This is a genomic window from Streptomyces sp. ISL-43 (assembly GCF_018614195.1).
In the GTDB taxonomy this organism is placed as follows: domain Bacteria; phylum Actinomycetota; class Actinomycetes; order Streptomycetales; family Streptomycetaceae; genus Streptomyces.
On record NZ_JAGGOT010000013.1, the window covers coordinates 391,574 to 406,569 of the forward strand.

Here is a 14,996-nt window from a genome sequence, read left to right on the forward strand (position 1 = left end):
CCGGCAACCCCCCAACACCTTCACCTTTCACCCACCAGACACGGAAACACCGAGGAGCAGAGCTGTGAGCGGCAAGGGCGCACCCGAACTGAGCGTGAAGAACTGCGGAGACCTGCGAGTCGCCGTGATCGCGGCCCAGTGGCACGAGAAGGTCATGGACGGCCTGGTGGACGGCGCCCTGCGGGCCCTGCACGAGCTGGGGATCGACGAGCCCACCGTGCTCCGCGTCCCGGGCAGCTTCGAGCTCCCGGTCGTGGCGAAGGTACTGGCCGGTCGCGGTTACGATGCCATCGTCGCCCTCGGCGTGGTCATCCGCGGCGGCACCCCGCACTTCGACTACGTCTGCCAGGGCGTCACCCAGGGCCTGGTGCAGGTGTCGATCGACACCGGAGTCCCCGTCGGCTTCGGCGTACTGACCTGCGACGACGACGAGCAGGCACTGGACCGTGCCGGCCTCGAGGGGTCGAACGAGGACAAGGGGCACGAAGCGGTCACCGCCGCCGTCTCCACCGCCATGACCCTGCGCACCGTCAGCGAGCCCTGGCGCTAGGCGGCAGCCGCACACCCCGTATTCTGAGGACCATCATGGCCAACACACCCCCCAAGAGCTTCGAAGAGCTCTTCACCGAGCTCCAGCTCAAGGCCGCCAACGGCGACCCCAGCACCTCCCGTACCGCCGAGCTCGTCGCCAAGGGCGTCCATGCCATCGGCAAGAAGGTCGTCGAGGAGGCCGCCGAGGTCTGGATGGCCGCCGAGTACGAGGGCAAGGAAGCCGCCGCCGAAGAGATCTCCCAGCTGCTCTACCACGTCCAGGTGATGATGGTGGCGCGCGGGATCTCCCTCGACGACGTCTACGCGCACCTCTAGGCCGCGACAGTTCCGCGCGTGCCCCGGCGCAACGGCGCCGGGGCGTCCGCGCGCCCGTACCCGTACCAGCACACCCTTTCGCACCTACGCACCAAAGGAAGCCCCATGCTGCGCATCGCCGTCCCCAACAAGGGTTCACTCTCCGGACCGGCGTCGGCGATGCTCCATGAGGCCGGCTACCGGATGCGCAAGGAGTCCAAGGAGCTCGTGGTCGTCGACCCCGAGAACGAGGTGGAGTTCTTCTACCTCCGCCCCAAGGACATCGCGATCTACGTGTCCTCCGGCAAGCTCGACATCGGCATCACCGGCCGCGACCTGCTGCTCGACTCCGGCGCCAGCGCCGAGGAGATCCTGCCGCTGAACTTCGGCCGCTCCACCTTCCGCTACGCCACCATCCCCGGCACCGCGAAGGGCCTCGAGGACTTCCACGGGATGACCATCGCGACCTCGTACGAGGGAATCGTCGCCAAGCACCTCGCCGAGAAGGGCATCGAGGCCTCCGTCGTCCACCTCGACGGCGCGGTCGAGACCGCCATCCAGCTCGGCGTCGCCCAGATCATCGCCGACGTCGTCGAGACCGGCACCAGCCTGCGCAACGCCGGCCTGGAGGTCATCGGCGAGCCGATCCTGACCTCCGAGGCCGTCGTCATCCGCGGCAACGGCACCGACCCCGATGACCCGCAGGCCCAGCAGTTCCTGCGCCGCCTCCAGGGCGTCCTGGTCGCCCGCAGCTACGTGATGATGGACTACGACTGCCGCGCCGAGCACCTGGAGCGCGCGGTCGCCCTCACCCCGGGCCTGGAGTCGCCGACCGTCTCCCCGCTGCACAACGAGGGCTGGGTCGCCGTCCGCGCGATGGTCCCCGCCAAGGAGGCCCAGCGGATCATGGACGACCTGTACGAGCTCGGCGCGCGCGCGATCCTCACCACCTCGATCCACGCCTGCCGCCTCTGACACGTGCGCCGGTCCTCCGGGCCGGCGCCCGATCCGCCGGCACCCCGATCCATCACGCCGCCACCCGCCGCCACCCGAAGGCACTGACGAACATGGCCGACGCCACCGCCCAGCCCGCACTGCCCGCCCTGCCGGTCACCTTCCGGCCGACCCGCACCCGGGCCGTCCTGCTGGGCGTCGGCGCCGCCATGTTCGCCACCATCACGGTGATCGCCCTGATCCTCGACACCCTGCACCCCGGTGAGCGGATCGCCTTCGTCTTCACCGCGGCCCTGCTGTCCTCGGTCCTCGTCCTGCTCAGCCGCCCCAAGGTGGTCGCCGACCGGGACGGGGTCACCGTCGTCAACCTCACCAACACCCGCCGCCTGGAGTGGGCGCAGATCCTGCGCGTCAACCTCCGCCCCGGCGACGCGTGGGTCTTCCTCGACCTGAGCGACGGCACCAGCCTGCCCGCCCTCGGCATCCAGCCCGGCGTCGCCAAGGCACAGGCGATCGCCGACGCCCGCGCCCTGCGCGCCCTCGCCGAGGCCCACGGCACCGGCTCAAAGAACGACTGAGCCCGGCAGGCCTCGTCGCTGCGTCCCATTGCGGCGGCGATCTCAATGACTACCCTGGTGTGGGGGCGCGACGGTGCGCCCTCCCACCGGCCCCGGACCCCGCGGCCCGTGGGCACCTGCAACTTGAGGAGTGACTCCCTCCAGCAATGGACGGATCGTCCGGTAGTACCCGCGCCGCCCTCCCCATGGAGCCGGCGGCATGACCATCCCGCTACTCCTGCTCACGGCGGCATTCGCCCTGATCCTCGCCAACGGTTTCTTCGTGGCGGCCGAATTCGGCCTCGTCACGGTGGAGAGACCCGAGGCCGAACGCGCCGCCGCCGAAGGTGACCGCCGTGCCCGCACGGTCGTCAAAGCCCTGCGGGAGCTGTCCTTCCAGCTCTCCGGCACCCAACTCGGCATCACCATCACCTCCCTCGTGGTCGGCATGCTCGCCGAGCCCGCCCTCGCCGCCCTGCTGGCCGGGCCGCTCGCCGCGACCGGCCTTCCCGGGGGCGCCGTCCCCGGCGTGGCCGTCGTCATCGGCATGCTGCTCGCCTCCGCCGTCCAGATGGTCGTCGGCGAGCTCGTCCCGAAGAACTGGGCGGTCTCCCGGCCGCTCCAGGTGGCCCGCTTCGTCGCCGGCCCGCAGCACGCCTTCTCCAGCGCCTTCCGGCCGGTCATCGCGGCCCTCAACGCCGTCGCCAACCGGCTCGTCCGGGCGCTGGGCGTCGAGCCCACCGAGGAGATGGCCTCCGCCCGTACGCCGGGCGAACTGGTCTCCCTGGTCCGCCACTCGGCCCAGGCCGGCGCCCTCGAACAGGACACCGCCGACCTCTTCGTGCGCACCCTCTCGCTGGGTGAGCTCACGGCCCAGCTGGTCATGACCCCCCGGGTCAAGGTCAGCGCCCTCCAGCACACGGCCACCGCCGCCGACGTGCTCAACCTGACGCGCGCCACCGGCCTGTCCCGCTTCCCGGTCTACCGCGAGCGCATCGACGAGATCACCGGGGTCGTCCACCTCAAGGACGCCCTCGCCGTGCCCGAGGCCGAGCGCGCCCGCACCAGCGTCAGCCGGATCTGCGTAGCCCCGCTGCTGGTGCCCGGCTCCCTGCCGGTGCAGCCGCTGCTGGAACGGCTGCGCAGCGAACAGCCCATGGCCGTGGTCGTCGACGAGTACGGCGGCACCGCCGGCGTCGTCACGCTGGAGGACATCGTGGAGGAACTCGTCGGCGAGGTCCGCGACGAGCACGACCTCGCGGAGGACCAGAGGCCCGAACTGGCCGCCGTACCCGCCGAGGACGGCCGCCCCTCCTGGGAGGCCGACGGCAGCTGCCGCGTGCAGACCCTGCGCCGGATAGGCCTGGAGGTCCCCGAAGGCCCGTACGAGACCGTCGCCGGCCTCGTCGCCGACCTGCTCGGCCGCATCCCCGCCCCCGGGGACCGCGCCGAACTCCCCGGCTGGAAGCTCTCCGTCCGCCAGGTCGGCCGCTACCGCGCCGAACGGGTCCGGCTCGTACGCACCGCCCCGCTGGGCTCCGGCGCGCTGGGACACGTACCCGCCCCCGCCGAGCTGGAAGCGGTGGGTGGCCGGTGAACGCGCTCCAGCTCCTCTTCGCCCTGCTCCTCGTCCTGGCCAACGGCTTCTTCGTCGGCGCCGAGTTCGCGCTCGTCTCCGTCCGCCGCAGCCAGATCGAGCCCCTGGCCGCCGGCTCCAAGCGGGCCCGCCAGGTGCTCCACGGCCTGGAGAACCTGCCGCGCATGATGGCCGCCGCACAGTTCGGCATCACCATGTGCTCGCTCACCCTCGGCGCGGTCGCCGAACCGACCGTGGCCCGGCTGCTGGAGCCCGTCTTCCACGCCGCCCACGTGCCCGAAGGCCTGATCCACCCCCTCGGTTACGCGCTCGCGCTCGCCGCCGTGGTCTTCCTGCACCTGGTCATCGGCGAGATGGTCCCCAAGAACCTCGCCATGGCCGCGCCCGAGAAGACCGCCCTGTGGTTCAGCCCCGGCCTGGTCGCCTTCGCCCGCCTGTGCGGGCCGGTCACCACCGCCCTCGGCGCCTGCGCCACGCTGGTCCTGCGGCTCTTCAAGGTCGAGCCCAAGGACGAGGTCGAGGCCGTCTACACCTCCGCCCAGCTCGGCCGCCTGCTCAAGGACTCCCGGCAGGCCGGGCTCCTGGAACCGGTCGAGCAGGAGCGCCTGGAGGACGCGCTGGAACTGGGCAGCCGCCCCGTCACCGACGTCCTCCTCGCCCCGGACCGGCTCGTCACCGTCGGCCCCGCCGTCACCCCGCGCCAGATCGAGCAGCTGACGGTCCGCACCGGGTACTCCCGCTTCCCCGTCCGCGCGGAGAGCGGCGCCTTCATGGGCTACCTGCACGTGAAGGACGTACTGGACCTGGAGGACCGGGAACGGGCCGTGCCCCAGCGGGTCTGGCGGCGGATGACCACCGTCTGCTCCACCCTCCCGCTCGACGACGCCCTCAGCGTCATGCGCCGGGACGCCACCCACCTCGCCCAGGTCGCCGACCCGGCCGGCCGGGTGCTCGGCCTGGTCGCCATGGAGGACGTACTGGAAACCCTGGTCGGAGAGGTACGCGACCCCGCGCACCGCACGGCTCCGCCCGCCCGGCGGGCGGCTGCCACCGTCCCCGCCCCCGTCTCGCAGGACGTCCTGGCGAGCTGACCCCGCCCGGCCGGAGCCCCCGCTTCCTACAGAGGCGGGGGCTCCGGCCGTTCCTGGGGACCCCGGCCCGAAAGGACCTCCCCGTAGGCCTGCATCAGGTCCGCCAGCCGCAGCGTGGACAGATCGTCCCGGGACGGCTCGCCCGCGAAGCCGGCCAGCCGCAGGTCGCGGTAGGCGCAGCTCTTCTCGTACAGGGTGCGCAGGAACCGGCCGTTGCCGAGCTCGTCGATCCAGCCCTGCTCCACCACGTGGCCGCTGATGCTCCGCAGCTCCTCCTGTGCCTCCTCGTCCCACCGGTCGCCGTTGGAGTCCGCCAGCACCCCGCCGATCGAGGACAGCTCCAGCGGCCGGTAGCTCGGGAAGTCCACCCGCGTGGTGAACCGCGAGGACAGTCCCGGATTGGTCGCCAGCAGCCGGTCCATCCCCGCCGGATAGCCCGCCAGGATCACCACCAGGTGGTCGCGGTTGTCCTCCGCCCGCTTCAGCAGCACCTGCAGGGCCTCGTCGCCGTACGCGTCGCCCTTGCTGTACCCGGAGTTGGAGAGGCTGTACGCCTCGTCCACGAACAGGACCCCGCCGATCGCCGAGTCGATCAGCTCGTTGGCCTTCACGGCCGTCTGTCCGAGGAACTCGCCGACCAGGTCCGCGCGCCCCGCCTCCACCAGGTGGTCGCCGCCGAGCAGGCCCAGCGCGTAGAACACCCGGCCGAGGATCCGCGCCACCGTCGTCTTGCCCGTGCCCGACGGCCCCGAGAACACGAAGTGGCGCTTCGGCGGCTGCACCGGCAAACCCTGGACCGCCCGCAGCCGGGCCATGTGCAGCTGTGCGGAGAGTGCCTTCACCTGCCGCTTGACCGGCTCCAGGCCCACCATCCGCTCCAGCTCCGCGAGCGCCTCGGCCAGCGCCGCCGGATCCGCGGGCCCGGCCGGCAGCCCGACGGGCCCCGGCTGCGCGGGCAGCGTCACCTTGTGCCGTACGCCGGCCGGCCGGCCCGCGCCGGGTCCCGGCGGCGGCGCGCCCGGGCCGTGCCGCGGCTCCGGCGGCTCGGCCGCCGTCAGCGGGTCCGGCTCCGCCTGCCCGTCCGCCGCGATGTCCTGGACCGGGCCGCCGCCCAGCGCCACCGCCGCGAAGTCCCCGCCCGAGGGGGGCAGGCCGTGCCCGCCCGGGCCCTCGTAGCCCAGGCCGCCCGCGTACCCGGCCAGCCCGTCGGCGTCCTCGCTGTCCTCGATCGCCGTCAGCCGGGCCGCCGTGTCCATGAACGCCGGGTCCACCCGGTGCACCGCCCGGTACAGCGGCAGCGCCGCCGCGCTGCGCCCGGTCCCCTCGTGCGCCCGCGCCAGCCAGTACCGCAGCTCCTTGCGCTGTGGCTGCTCGCTGCGGCAGCGCATCAGCGAGGCCGACAGCAGCGGCTCCGCCTGCCCGTACATCTCCAGCCGGACCCGGGCCATCCCGCCGAACAGGCCCGCCTCGATGCCCAGCAGCGGATCGTCCACCAGGGACTCGGTGTGCCGGACCAACTGCTCCCAGTCCTTGACCAGATAGGCCCGGCAGGCGTGCAGGAAGCGCACCTGCTGATCGGTGTCCACGGGCGGCAGGGCGGCGAGCGCCTGGTCCAGCTCGGGCACGTGGCGGCCGTCCAGCCAGTGCGAGGCGTGCGCCAGCAGCAGGTCGCGCCGGCTCTCCAGTACCGGCTGCACCCACCAGCCCAGCCAGTACCAGGAGTTGAGGGTCCGCCGGTGGCGGGCCCGCTGTTCCCCGAAGCGGTCCCGGTGTGCGTACATCCGCAATAAGGCGTTGGTGGTGTCGACCCGGAGCGCGTGCAGGCCCAGCCAGGCGTCGGCCATCGCCGGATCCAGTCGTACCGCCGTCCGGAACTCCTCCTCGGCCTGCGGGTATGCGCCCATCGTGCAGGCGTCGACGCCCCGCAGCCAGGCGAGTTCGGCCGGGGCGTGTGCGCTGCCCACCGCGGCGAAATCCATCACGTCCCCCACAAGCCTGCCCCCGTGGTGCGTGACAACCCCCGTGTCGCGCACGCGAGTTGTCCCAGCGCTGATGAAATCAGGGGTGCATCGTACCTGCGGTTACGCACCTTACGTAGGGTGCGTCGAAGACGGGTCGGGTGTGCGCCCACGGCATGCATGGTGACACAGGGTGAGGGTCCGGCGCGCATCCGCTCCGTGTGATGGCGCCGCAAGGGGTGGTCGCGGGGCGGCGCGGGGGCAGAACGAAGCCCCCGATCGCGGGGGAACAATCGGGGGCCTCGCGTCCGCGGCGGCCTGTGAGGGCCGCGTATTCAGAACGTAGGGCCGCTGCCGCCCCCGGTCAAGCGGCCGGGTGGAGCCTGCGGCCGGCGGATTTCCGGGGCCGTCAGGCCCGGGGGAGTTCGTGACCCTGGGTGACGGAAGTCGTGGTTCCAGCGGTCTCAGCAGTCCCGGAAGACCACTCGTATCCCGTACCGCTCTGCCGTACCAGGATGTCCGCGAAGGGGCGCGAAGGATCATCCGAGAAGTGCGCGAGCTCCGCGCGCTCCCATCCGTCCCAGAAGTCGGAAAGTTCACGCCCGTCCCGGTTTCGCCCGCACCCCCAGGACTTCGCGCGCGGCGTCTCCATCCACAACAGCCGCGCCAGCCGCGGGCGCAACGCGCGCCGCCCGGCGCCGACCCCCTCGACGAGCAGGACCGGAGCCGGCTCCAGCACCCGCTCCGGCCCGAAGTGCCGCAGGGTCCAGTCGTACGGGGCCCAGTGCGCGGGCCGGCCCGCGGCGAGCGGCTCCAGCACCTGCGCGCGCAGCCGCTCGTCCCAGCCGAAGAGCTCCTCGTGCGTGGCCACGTCGTCCAGGTGCAGTACGGGCGCACCGCCCAGCGCCTGCGCGAGCAACCCCGCGAAGGTGCTCTTCCCGGACCCGGCATGCCCGTCGATCCCGATCAGCCGCACCGGTCCGAGCGAGGCCGGCAGGCCGGCGAGCTCGCTCGCGAGCGACTGAAGTGACTGAGGCGACGACTGGGACTCCACCGCCCCAGCCTATGGTCCCCGCCGGAGGCCCGGCCCCGGCCCCGGCCCCGCGTCCCGCCCCCGCGCCCCGGCCCCGCGTCACCCCGACACGTGCCCCCGGCTTCGCCGCCCGGCGGGCGGGAACTGGAAGGGTGGAGCAGTCGACACCGCACCGACCCTTGGGGGCCACGCCGATGACCGCAGCCACACCACGCCGGGCCCTGCTGGCCGTAGCCCTCGCGGCCGCCACCGCGGTCACCGTCCCGGGCGGGAGGGCTTCGGCGGCCGGCCCGGCGCCGAGCGGCCGCCCGAACGCCGGCGCGGGGCCCGAGCCCGCGAGCCCCGCCGACCCGCAGGCCGCGACCACGGCCGAAGCCGCGGCCGCGGCCACCCGCAAGACCGTGGACAACCGGTTCTGGTACTCCCACGCCCACTGGACCGCCGGCACCCACCAGGGCACCACCGCCATCGCCGGCGCCCGCCCGGGCCTGGAGATCAAGACCGCGGTCGGCCGCACCGAGTACGCGGACCCGCACACCGCAAAGAAGAGCACCTGGGAGTACGCCGTCTGGACCTCCCCCGTGCACGCCTCCACCGTGCCCGCCACGGAGGCCATCGCCTCCTGGAACGCCCGTACCCCGGCCGGCACCTGGATCCAGATCGAACTGCGCGGCACCTACACCGACGGCACCGCCACGCCCTGGTACGTGATGGGCCGCTGGGCCGCGGGCGACGGGGACATCCGCCGCACCTCCGTGGACGGCCAGACCGACGGCAAGTCCACCGTCTGGACCGACGCCCTGGCCGTGGACGCCCCCGCGACCGGGCTGCGGATCAAGGACTGGCGGCTGCGCCTGACCCTGTACCGCAAGCCCGGCGCCGGGCGCGGACCGACGGTGTGGCTCGCGGGCGCCATGGCCTCGGACGTCCCGGACCGCTTCACCGTCCCCGCCTCCGTACCCTCCGGCACGGCCCACGAGCTGAAGGTGCCGAGGTACTCGCAGGAGACGCACGCGGGCCAGTACCCCGAGTACGACAACGGCGGCGAGGCCTGGTGCAGCCCCACCTCCTCACAGATGATCATCGAGTTCTGGGGCCGCAGGGCCAGCGCCAAGTCCCTGACCTGGGTCAAGAAGGACTACGCCGACCCGCAGGTCTGCCACGCCGCCCGCTCCACCTACGACGCCGCGTACAAGGGCTGCGGGAACTGGCCGTTCAACGCCGCCTACGCCGCCACCTACCGGCAGCTGGCCGGCATCGTCACCCGGCTCGGCTCCCTCGCCGACCTGGAGACCCTGGTCCGGGCCGGAGTCCCGGTCATCACCTCGCAGTCCTTCACCGCCGAGGAGCTCACGGGCGCGGGCTACGGCACGGCGGGCCACCTGATGACGGTCGTCGGCTTCACCGCGGCCGGCGACGTGATCGCCAACGACCCGCACTCGGCCGACAACCCGGCCGTACGCCGCGTCTACCGGCGGCGGCAATTTGAAATCAACTGGCTGCGCACCAAGCGCCGCAACGCCGCGGGCAAGGCCGTCTCCGGCACCGGCGGCATCTGCTACCTCTACGGACCGGTCCGCCCGAACGCCGCCCAGATCCTCGCGCTGCGGGCGGTCGGGGTGATGTGAAACTTCCATTGACCCGGATGTATGACAAGCGGACCATAGGGGAATAAAGGGCACATAAAGGCTTCACGCTTCAATAGGAGGCGGCCCGCCATGACCACCCACCCCATCGAACACCACCCCGACCTCGCTGAGATGCGCACGCGGTTCGAGCGCGTGACCAGCACCCCGGCCGCCCAGGCCGTCGAGGCGCTGGCCCTCCTCACGGGCCTGTTCCTGGCAGCATCGCCCTGGATCGTCGGATTCAGCGTCCTCAGCTCGCTGGCGATCAACAACTTGATCGCCGGCTTGGCTTACTGCCTGTGCATGGGCGGGCTCGGTTCCGCGTACGAGCGCACCCACGCGATGGCGTGGACGGCGGTCGGCCTCGGGGCCTGGACGATCGTCGCGCCCTGGGTCATCTCGGGTGAGGTCGACACGACCCGCACCGTGCTGACCAACGTCATCACGGGTGCCATCGCCCTCTGCCTCGCCCTGGCCATGGCGGCCATGGCGGGCCGCGAACGCGCCACCTGATCCGCCGCACGCTCCGCACTCCCCGCGCCCCCGGCTTCCCGCTCCACCGCCGGGGGCGTGAGGTTCGTCACCCAGGTGGGCTGGTTCTTCTAGCCTCCGGGTCCGGCTCCGGCTCGACCCGCCAGTGCCGGTCCGGCACCCCCACCAGCGCGTACAGCCTCCGCACGGGTGAGCGCCCGGGCGCCAGCACCACCCCGGCCAGCGCCGCGAACACCCCCGCGCCCGGCCACCAGCCCAGCAGCCGTACGAGGACGCTCGCACCCAGCGCCCCCGCGAACGGCAGCAGGTAGACCCCCGCTCCGGCGATCGCCACCGCGATCACCCGGGGGACCTTCAGGTCGGCCGCCGCCCCCGGCAGCCGCCAGCCCTCCACCAGCCAGCCGATCTCCGCCAGCAGCATCGTGCCGATCACGGCCGTGCCGAAGACCAGCAGGGCCAGGAAAGTCCCCGTGGTCGCGAAGGCGAGGCAGTGGTTGAGGGCCGAGTCCCCGGCCGCGCCGGTCGCGGACCATCCGGCGAAGGCCCGCGGATCGGCGCTGAGCAGCCGCTGGTACCCCGTGCCGTCCCACCCGTGGATCAGGGTGAAGAACAGCAGGAAGTACCCGGCCACCGCCTGGAGGTACCCCCAGTACCCGGCCCCGACCAGGACGAACAGCCGCGCCGCCAGGAAGCCGAGCAGCGCGCCGACGACCGGCGAGGCCGCCTGGAAGAGCGCGAAGCCGGCCCACACCCCGTCGTGGCCGCGCGCCGCGTGCATGGTCGACCAGGCCGGGTTCTGCCACAGCAGGTACACCCCGGTCGGGGCCGGCAGCAGCGCCGCGTAGAGCAGGGTCAGGGCCAGGTACGGATTGGCCGCGCGGCTCCTCGTGCGGACCCCCTCGCCCCGGACCGACCGCTCCCACCACTGCAACTGGCGCCCGGCGGCCACCGCGAAGGTGGCACCGACCCCGTACGCCCACAGCGGCGCGGCCTGCACCGGGATCACGAGGCGTCCAGCCGTAGGCCGTCGGTCTCGATCACGTCGGAGGTGACGAGCGCCTGCTCCGCCGAGACCCGGGTCATGAAGACGAACGGCGGGATGACCGGGGGAGCGGGCAGCCCGTCCGGGCTGAAGGTGACGCACAGCAGCCCTTCGATGCACCCGCTGAACTTCGTCAGGTACAAGGTCACGTCTCCGCGCAGGTCGAGCGTCCTGGCGGCAAGCCCGTACTCGTCGTGGCCGTCGCGGGTGCGCAGCCGGTAGTCGGTCAGCGTGGCCGCGCGCATCCGCAGCACCAGTACCTTCAGTGGGCCGTCCGCCGTGGGCACGTGGGTGACGCCCGCGAAGGTGAAGCCCTGGGGTGCGAAGAGCGAGGTGGTCACGGTCGGGGGAGTGCGCGCGGCCATCGGCGCCGCCGGGGCCGCCGCCTTCGCCCCGGCCGCCCGCGCCTCGGGGGCGCCCGCCCCCGCCACCAGCGAGATGAGCAGCACCACCGGCAGCGCGGCGGCCAGCGTGCGCGGCCCGCTGCCGTCCAGGCTGGGGACGTACGGGCCCTCGTCCTCGGCCTCCGGATCGGGCAGCGGGGTCCAGCCGAAGGCCAGCGCGCTGCCCGCGATGCCGAGCAGCATCCCGAGGAGGAAGCCGCCGAGGTTGGTCGCCACGAAGGACAGCACCGAGAGCAGCAGCGCGTGGACGGAGACGTAGGCCCGGGCCTGCGGCAGCAGCCACAGGAACAGGCCCGCCGCGATCAGCGCGGCCCCGATCCCGATCGCGGCGATCCCGCCGAGGCCCAGGCTGACCAGCACGGTGAGCGGGGAGAGCGGGACCAGCAGGAGCTCGGTCCCGCCCAGGATCACCAACAGCCCGCCCCAGAAGGGGCGGGTACGGCGCCAGGCGCGCAGCCGCCGCCGGGGGCCGGGCAGCGGGAGCCGCCGCTCCAGCCACCCGCCGCCCGGCCCCACGGGCCCGCGGGGCCCTAGAAGCACTTCGTGCCGTCCAGGCTGACGTTCAGCTTCAGGCCCTTGAGGTGGAAGTTGCCGCCGGTCGCCGACCAGGCGTGCGACTTCACGTCCAAGACCTCGATGTTCCCGGCCTGGAGGCCGAACTTGCCGGCCTCGCCCGTCACCCCGGCGACCTGGTCCAGGGTGGAGGCGTCGCGGCCGATCTGGGCAGTCCCGAAGACGGCGTCGCCGGCCAGGTCCTCGCCGTCGATGACGAGATTGCTGGCGGTGACCTGACCGGCCTGGCCGCCGGCGGTCAGCTTGAAGACCACCTTGCCCACCGGGGTCTCCACCTCGGCGGCCTGGCAGATGTCCGCGAGGGTGGCCTCGCCGATGCCGAGCAGCGCGACCGGGTGCCCCTTGCCGTCGACGGAGCGGTCCGTCTGTACGTAGGAGGCCAGGCCCTTGCTGCTCAGTTTGGAGGAGGAGACCTGGAAGCTGGTCCCCGAGACTGCGAAGGAGGCGGCGAGCGCGCCCTGTGCCATGACCATCGCCATCGCCCCGACCGCGACGACCGCGGGCATCGCGACGGCGGCCGTCCTCTTCCAGTCGACCCGGCCCTCGGCCGGTGTTCTCGTCTTTCCGTTGCCCATGATGTGTTCCTCCCGTACGTCGTCCGGTGCGCAGGGGGAGTGCAAGGGGGAGTGCGCGCAGGTCTGCCATACTTCGGGCATCCTGTGGCAGTTCGAGGCTAGGGCTGAATTTGAATAATAGTCAACAGCGCGGAACGACCGGGCGTTCGCAGGTTCGGCGGGCCGAACTGATAGCGATCGGGCGCAAGTTGTTCGCCGACACCTCGTACGACGCGCTCTCGATGGACGACATCGCCAAGCACGCCGGAGTCGCCAAGGGGCTCATCTACTACTACTTCAAGAGCAAGCGCGGCTATTACCTGGCCATCGTCGAGGACTCGGTGGCCGAGCTCGTCACCCGCGCCGCCGCCGACGCCGAGATGCCCGCCGCCGAGCGCGTGCGCACCACCATCGACGGCTACCTGTACTACGCCGAGCACCACCAGGCCGCCTACCGCACCATCGTCACCGGCGGCGTCGGCTCCGACTCCGAGGTCCTCGCCATCCGCGACGCGGTGCGCGAGGAGCTCGTCGCGACCATCGCCGAAGGCGCGTACGGCCACCGCTCCGTCCCGCCGCTGGCCCGGCTGGCGCTGGTCGGCTGGCTGTCGGGCGTCGAGGGCAGCACGCTCGAGTGGATCGGCTCGCCCGAGGCCCCGGAGGCCGGGGCGGCGGGCGCGCGTGGCACGGAGATCGCGGGCGGCACGGTGATCGCGGGCGGGGCGTCAGGAGCCCCCGGCCGCCCCGGCCGGGACGAGGTCGGAGCCCTGCTGGTGCGCACGCTGCGCGCGACACTGACGGTGATCGGGGAGTTCGTCCCCGAGTGCCCGGCCCCGCCCCTGCCCGAGGACGATCTCCTGCCCGTGACGGGAAGCCCCTGATCGGGCATACTCAACCGCCGCAGCCCCTTGAACTGGTCCTTCCCGCGATCCGGGACGGCACCATCGGCTGTGAGCCCCGAGACCCGGCGTCGCGTACCACCCTCACGCGCCGCCCCGTGCTTGACGAGTGAGGAGAGCGCCGCCATGACCGACCGCGCGCAGCAGCCGGTGGAACGTCAGCTGCCCACCGAGGAGTCCCGCGACCTGCTCGCACTCGTACGCGAGATCGCGCAGCGGGAGATCCGCCCCCGAGCCGCCGAGGAGGAGGACACCGGCCGCTTCCCCCGGGAGGTCTTCGGTCTGCTCTCCGAGTCCGGGCTGCTCGGCCTCCCCTACGCCGGTGAGTTCGGCGGCGGCGACCAGCCCTACGAGGTCTACCTCCAGGTGCTGGAGGAGCTGGCCGCGGCCCGCCTGACCGTCGGACTCGGCGTCAGCGTGCACTCGCTGGCCTGCCACGGCCTGGCCGGCTACGGAACCAAGGAGCAGCAGGCCGCCCACCTGCCCGCGATGCTCGGCGGCGGCCTGCTCGGCGCGTACTGCCTCTCCGAGCCGGGCGCCGGCTCGGACGCGGCCTCGCTGACCACCAAGGCGGTCCGCGACGGCGACGACTGGATCATCGACGGCACCAAGGCGTGGATCACCCACGGCGGGGTCGCCGACTTCTACACCGTCCTGGCCCGCACGGGCGTGGACGGCCCGAAGGGCATCACGGCCTTCCTGGTGCCCGGCGACGCGGCGGGGCTGACCGCCGCCGTTCCCGAGAAGAAGATGGGCATGAAGGGCTCGCCCACCGCCCAGCTGCACTTCGACGGCGTACGGGTCCCCGACACGCGCCGCATCGGCGAGGAGGGCCAGGGCTTCACCATCGCCCTGGCCGCCCTGGACGCCGGCCGCCTCGGTATCGCCGCCTGCGCGATCGGCGTGGCCCAGGCCGCCCTGGACGAGGCCCTGGTCTACGCCCTGGACCGCAAGCAGTTCGGCCACCCCATCGCGGACTTCCAGGGCCTGCGGTTCATGCTGGCCGACATGGCGACGAAGATCGAGGCGGGCCGCGCGCTGTACCTGGCGGCGGCACGGCTGCGGGACGCGGGCAAGCCCTTCTCCCGGCAGGCGGCGATGGCCAAGCTGTTCTGCACCGACGCGGCGATGGCCGTCACCACCGACGCGGTGCAGGTGCTGGGCGGCTACGGCTACACGGCGGACTTCCCGGTCGAGCGGCTGATGCGCGAGGCGAAGGTCCTCCAGATCGTGGAGGGCACGAACCAGATCCAGCGCATGGTGATCGCCCGCCACCTGGCGGGCCCCGAGTCCCGCTAGCTCTGTGACCGGCAAGGTTCACCGGGTCGCGCCGCGGGCCGCCCGCCCGCCCCTGACCGACGCCGGGCC

15 protein-coding genes are annotated in these 14,996 nt (G+C 72.9%); 10 read left to right on the plus strand and 5 right to left on the minus strand.

Translation table 11 applies throughout. The features are described from left to right. Window positions 1-64 precede the first annotated feature (64 nt). The 6 genes from ribH (at window position 65) to J7F03_RS09850 (ending at window position 5,045) form a co-directional block, all read left to right on the plus strand. Window positions 65-550: a 6,7-dimethyl-8-ribityllumazine synthase gene (ribH, locus tag J7F03_RS09825; RefSeq protein ID WP_214948258.1), complete on the plus strand. Its 486-nt coding sequence runs from the start codon at window positions 65-67 to the stop codon at window positions 548-550. A gap of 35 nt (window positions 551-585) precedes the next feature. After that, on the plus strand, window positions 586-867 hold the full coding sequence (locus J7F03_RS09830) for a phosphoribosyl-ATP diphosphatase (RefSeq protein WP_214948259.1): 282 nt from the start codon (window positions 586-588) through the stop codon (window positions 865-867). Window positions 868-972: 105 nt separating this feature from the next. Next, window positions 973-1,821 carry an ATP phosphoribosyltransferase gene (gene hisG, locus J7F03_RS09835; RefSeq protein ID WP_214948260.1) on the plus strand — a complete coding sequence of 283 codons (849 nt, stop codon included), beginning with the start codon at window positions 973-975 and terminating at the stop codon, window positions 1,819-1,821. A gap of 92 nt (window positions 1,822-1,913) precedes the next feature. Then, window positions 1,914-2,378: a PH domain-containing protein gene (locus J7F03_RS09840; protein ID WP_214948261.1), complete on the plus strand. Its 465-nt coding sequence runs from the start codon at window positions 1,914-1,916 to the stop codon at window positions 2,376-2,378. A gap of 199 nt (window positions 2,379-2,577) precedes the next feature. Continuing rightward, window positions 2,578-3,954, plus strand: a complete 1,377-nt coding sequence (locus J7F03_RS09845) for a hemolysin family protein (RefSeq protein ID WP_214948262.1) — start codon at window positions 2,578-2,580, stop codon at window positions 3,952-3,954. Next, entirely contained in the window at window positions 3,951-5,045 is a 1,095-nt protein-coding gene (locus tag J7F03_RS09850) for a hemolysin family protein (protein ID WP_214948263.1), read from the plus strand. The genes J7F03_RS09845 and J7F03_RS09850 overlap by 4 nt, the downstream gene beginning before the upstream one ends. Window positions 5,046-5,071: 26 nt before the next feature. On the opposite strand, the gene J7F03_RS09855 is transcribed toward J7F03_RS09850, so the two are convergent. Further along, window positions 5,072-7,024: an AAA family ATPase gene (locus tag J7F03_RS09855; RefSeq protein ID WP_214948350.1), complete on the minus strand. Its 1,953-nt coding sequence runs from the start codon at window positions 7,022-7,024 to the stop codon at window positions 5,072-5,074. A 388-nt stretch (window positions 7,025-7,412) separates the two neighbouring features. After that, entirely contained in the window at window positions 7,413-8,057 is a 645-nt protein-coding gene (locus J7F03_RS09860) for a uridine kinase (protein WP_214948264.1), read from the minus strand. A 173-nt stretch (window positions 8,058-8,230) separates the two neighbouring features. Between J7F03_RS09860 and J7F03_RS09865 the strand changes: the two genes are divergently transcribed. Next, entirely contained in the window at window positions 8,231-9,664 is a 1,434-nt protein-coding gene (locus J7F03_RS09865; protein WP_214948265.1) for a peptidase C39 family protein, read from the plus strand. Window positions 9,665-9,754: 90 nt separating this feature from the next. Next, window positions 9,755-10,177 (plus strand): SPW repeat protein, encoded by a 423-nt coding sequence (locus J7F03_RS09870; RefSeq protein ID WP_214948266.1) that lies wholly within the window; start codon window positions 9,755-9,757, stop codon window positions 10,175-10,177. Window positions 10,178-10,244: 67 nt separating this feature from the next. Here the strand turns inward: J7F03_RS09870 and J7F03_RS09875 are convergent, their stop codons facing one another. The 3 genes from J7F03_RS09875 to J7F03_RS09885 are packed head-to-tail and all read right to left on the minus strand — an operon-like array spanning window position 10,245 to window position 12,681. Next, window positions 10,245-11,162: a hypothetical protein gene (locus tag J7F03_RS09875; RefSeq protein WP_214948267.1), complete on the minus strand. Its 918-nt coding sequence runs from the start codon at window positions 11,160-11,162 to the stop codon at window positions 10,245-10,247. Beyond that, window positions 11,159-12,142: a DUF6114 domain-containing protein gene (locus J7F03_RS09880; RefSeq protein WP_308379287.1), complete on the minus strand. Its 984-nt coding sequence runs from the start codon at window positions 12,140-12,142 to the stop codon at window positions 11,159-11,161. Before J7F03_RS09880 ends, J7F03_RS09875 begins: the two co-directional genes overlap by 4 nt. Further along, the gene (locus J7F03_RS09885) at window positions 12,133-12,681 is read right to left on the minus strand and encodes a DUF6230 family protein (RefSeq protein ID WP_251071691.1); all 549 of its coding nucleotides are present in this window, start codon (window positions 12,679-12,681) and stop codon (window positions 12,133-12,135) included. Before J7F03_RS09885 ends, J7F03_RS09880 begins: the two co-directional genes overlap by 10 nt. A 179-nt stretch (window positions 12,682-12,860) precedes the next feature. Between J7F03_RS09885 and J7F03_RS09890 the strand changes: the two genes are divergently transcribed. Next, window positions 12,861-13,610: a TetR/AcrR family transcriptional regulator gene (locus J7F03_RS09890; RefSeq protein WP_214948269.1), complete on the plus strand. Its 750-nt coding sequence runs from the start codon at window positions 12,861-12,863 to the stop codon at window positions 13,608-13,610. 144 nt (window positions 13,611-13,754) lie between these two features. Then, on the plus strand, window positions 13,755-14,927 hold the full coding sequence (locus J7F03_RS09895) for an acyl-CoA dehydrogenase family protein (protein ID WP_214948270.1): 1,173 nt from the start codon (window positions 13,755-13,757) through the stop codon (window positions 14,925-14,927). The last annotated feature ends 69 nt before the right edge of the window (window positions 14,928-14,996 follow it).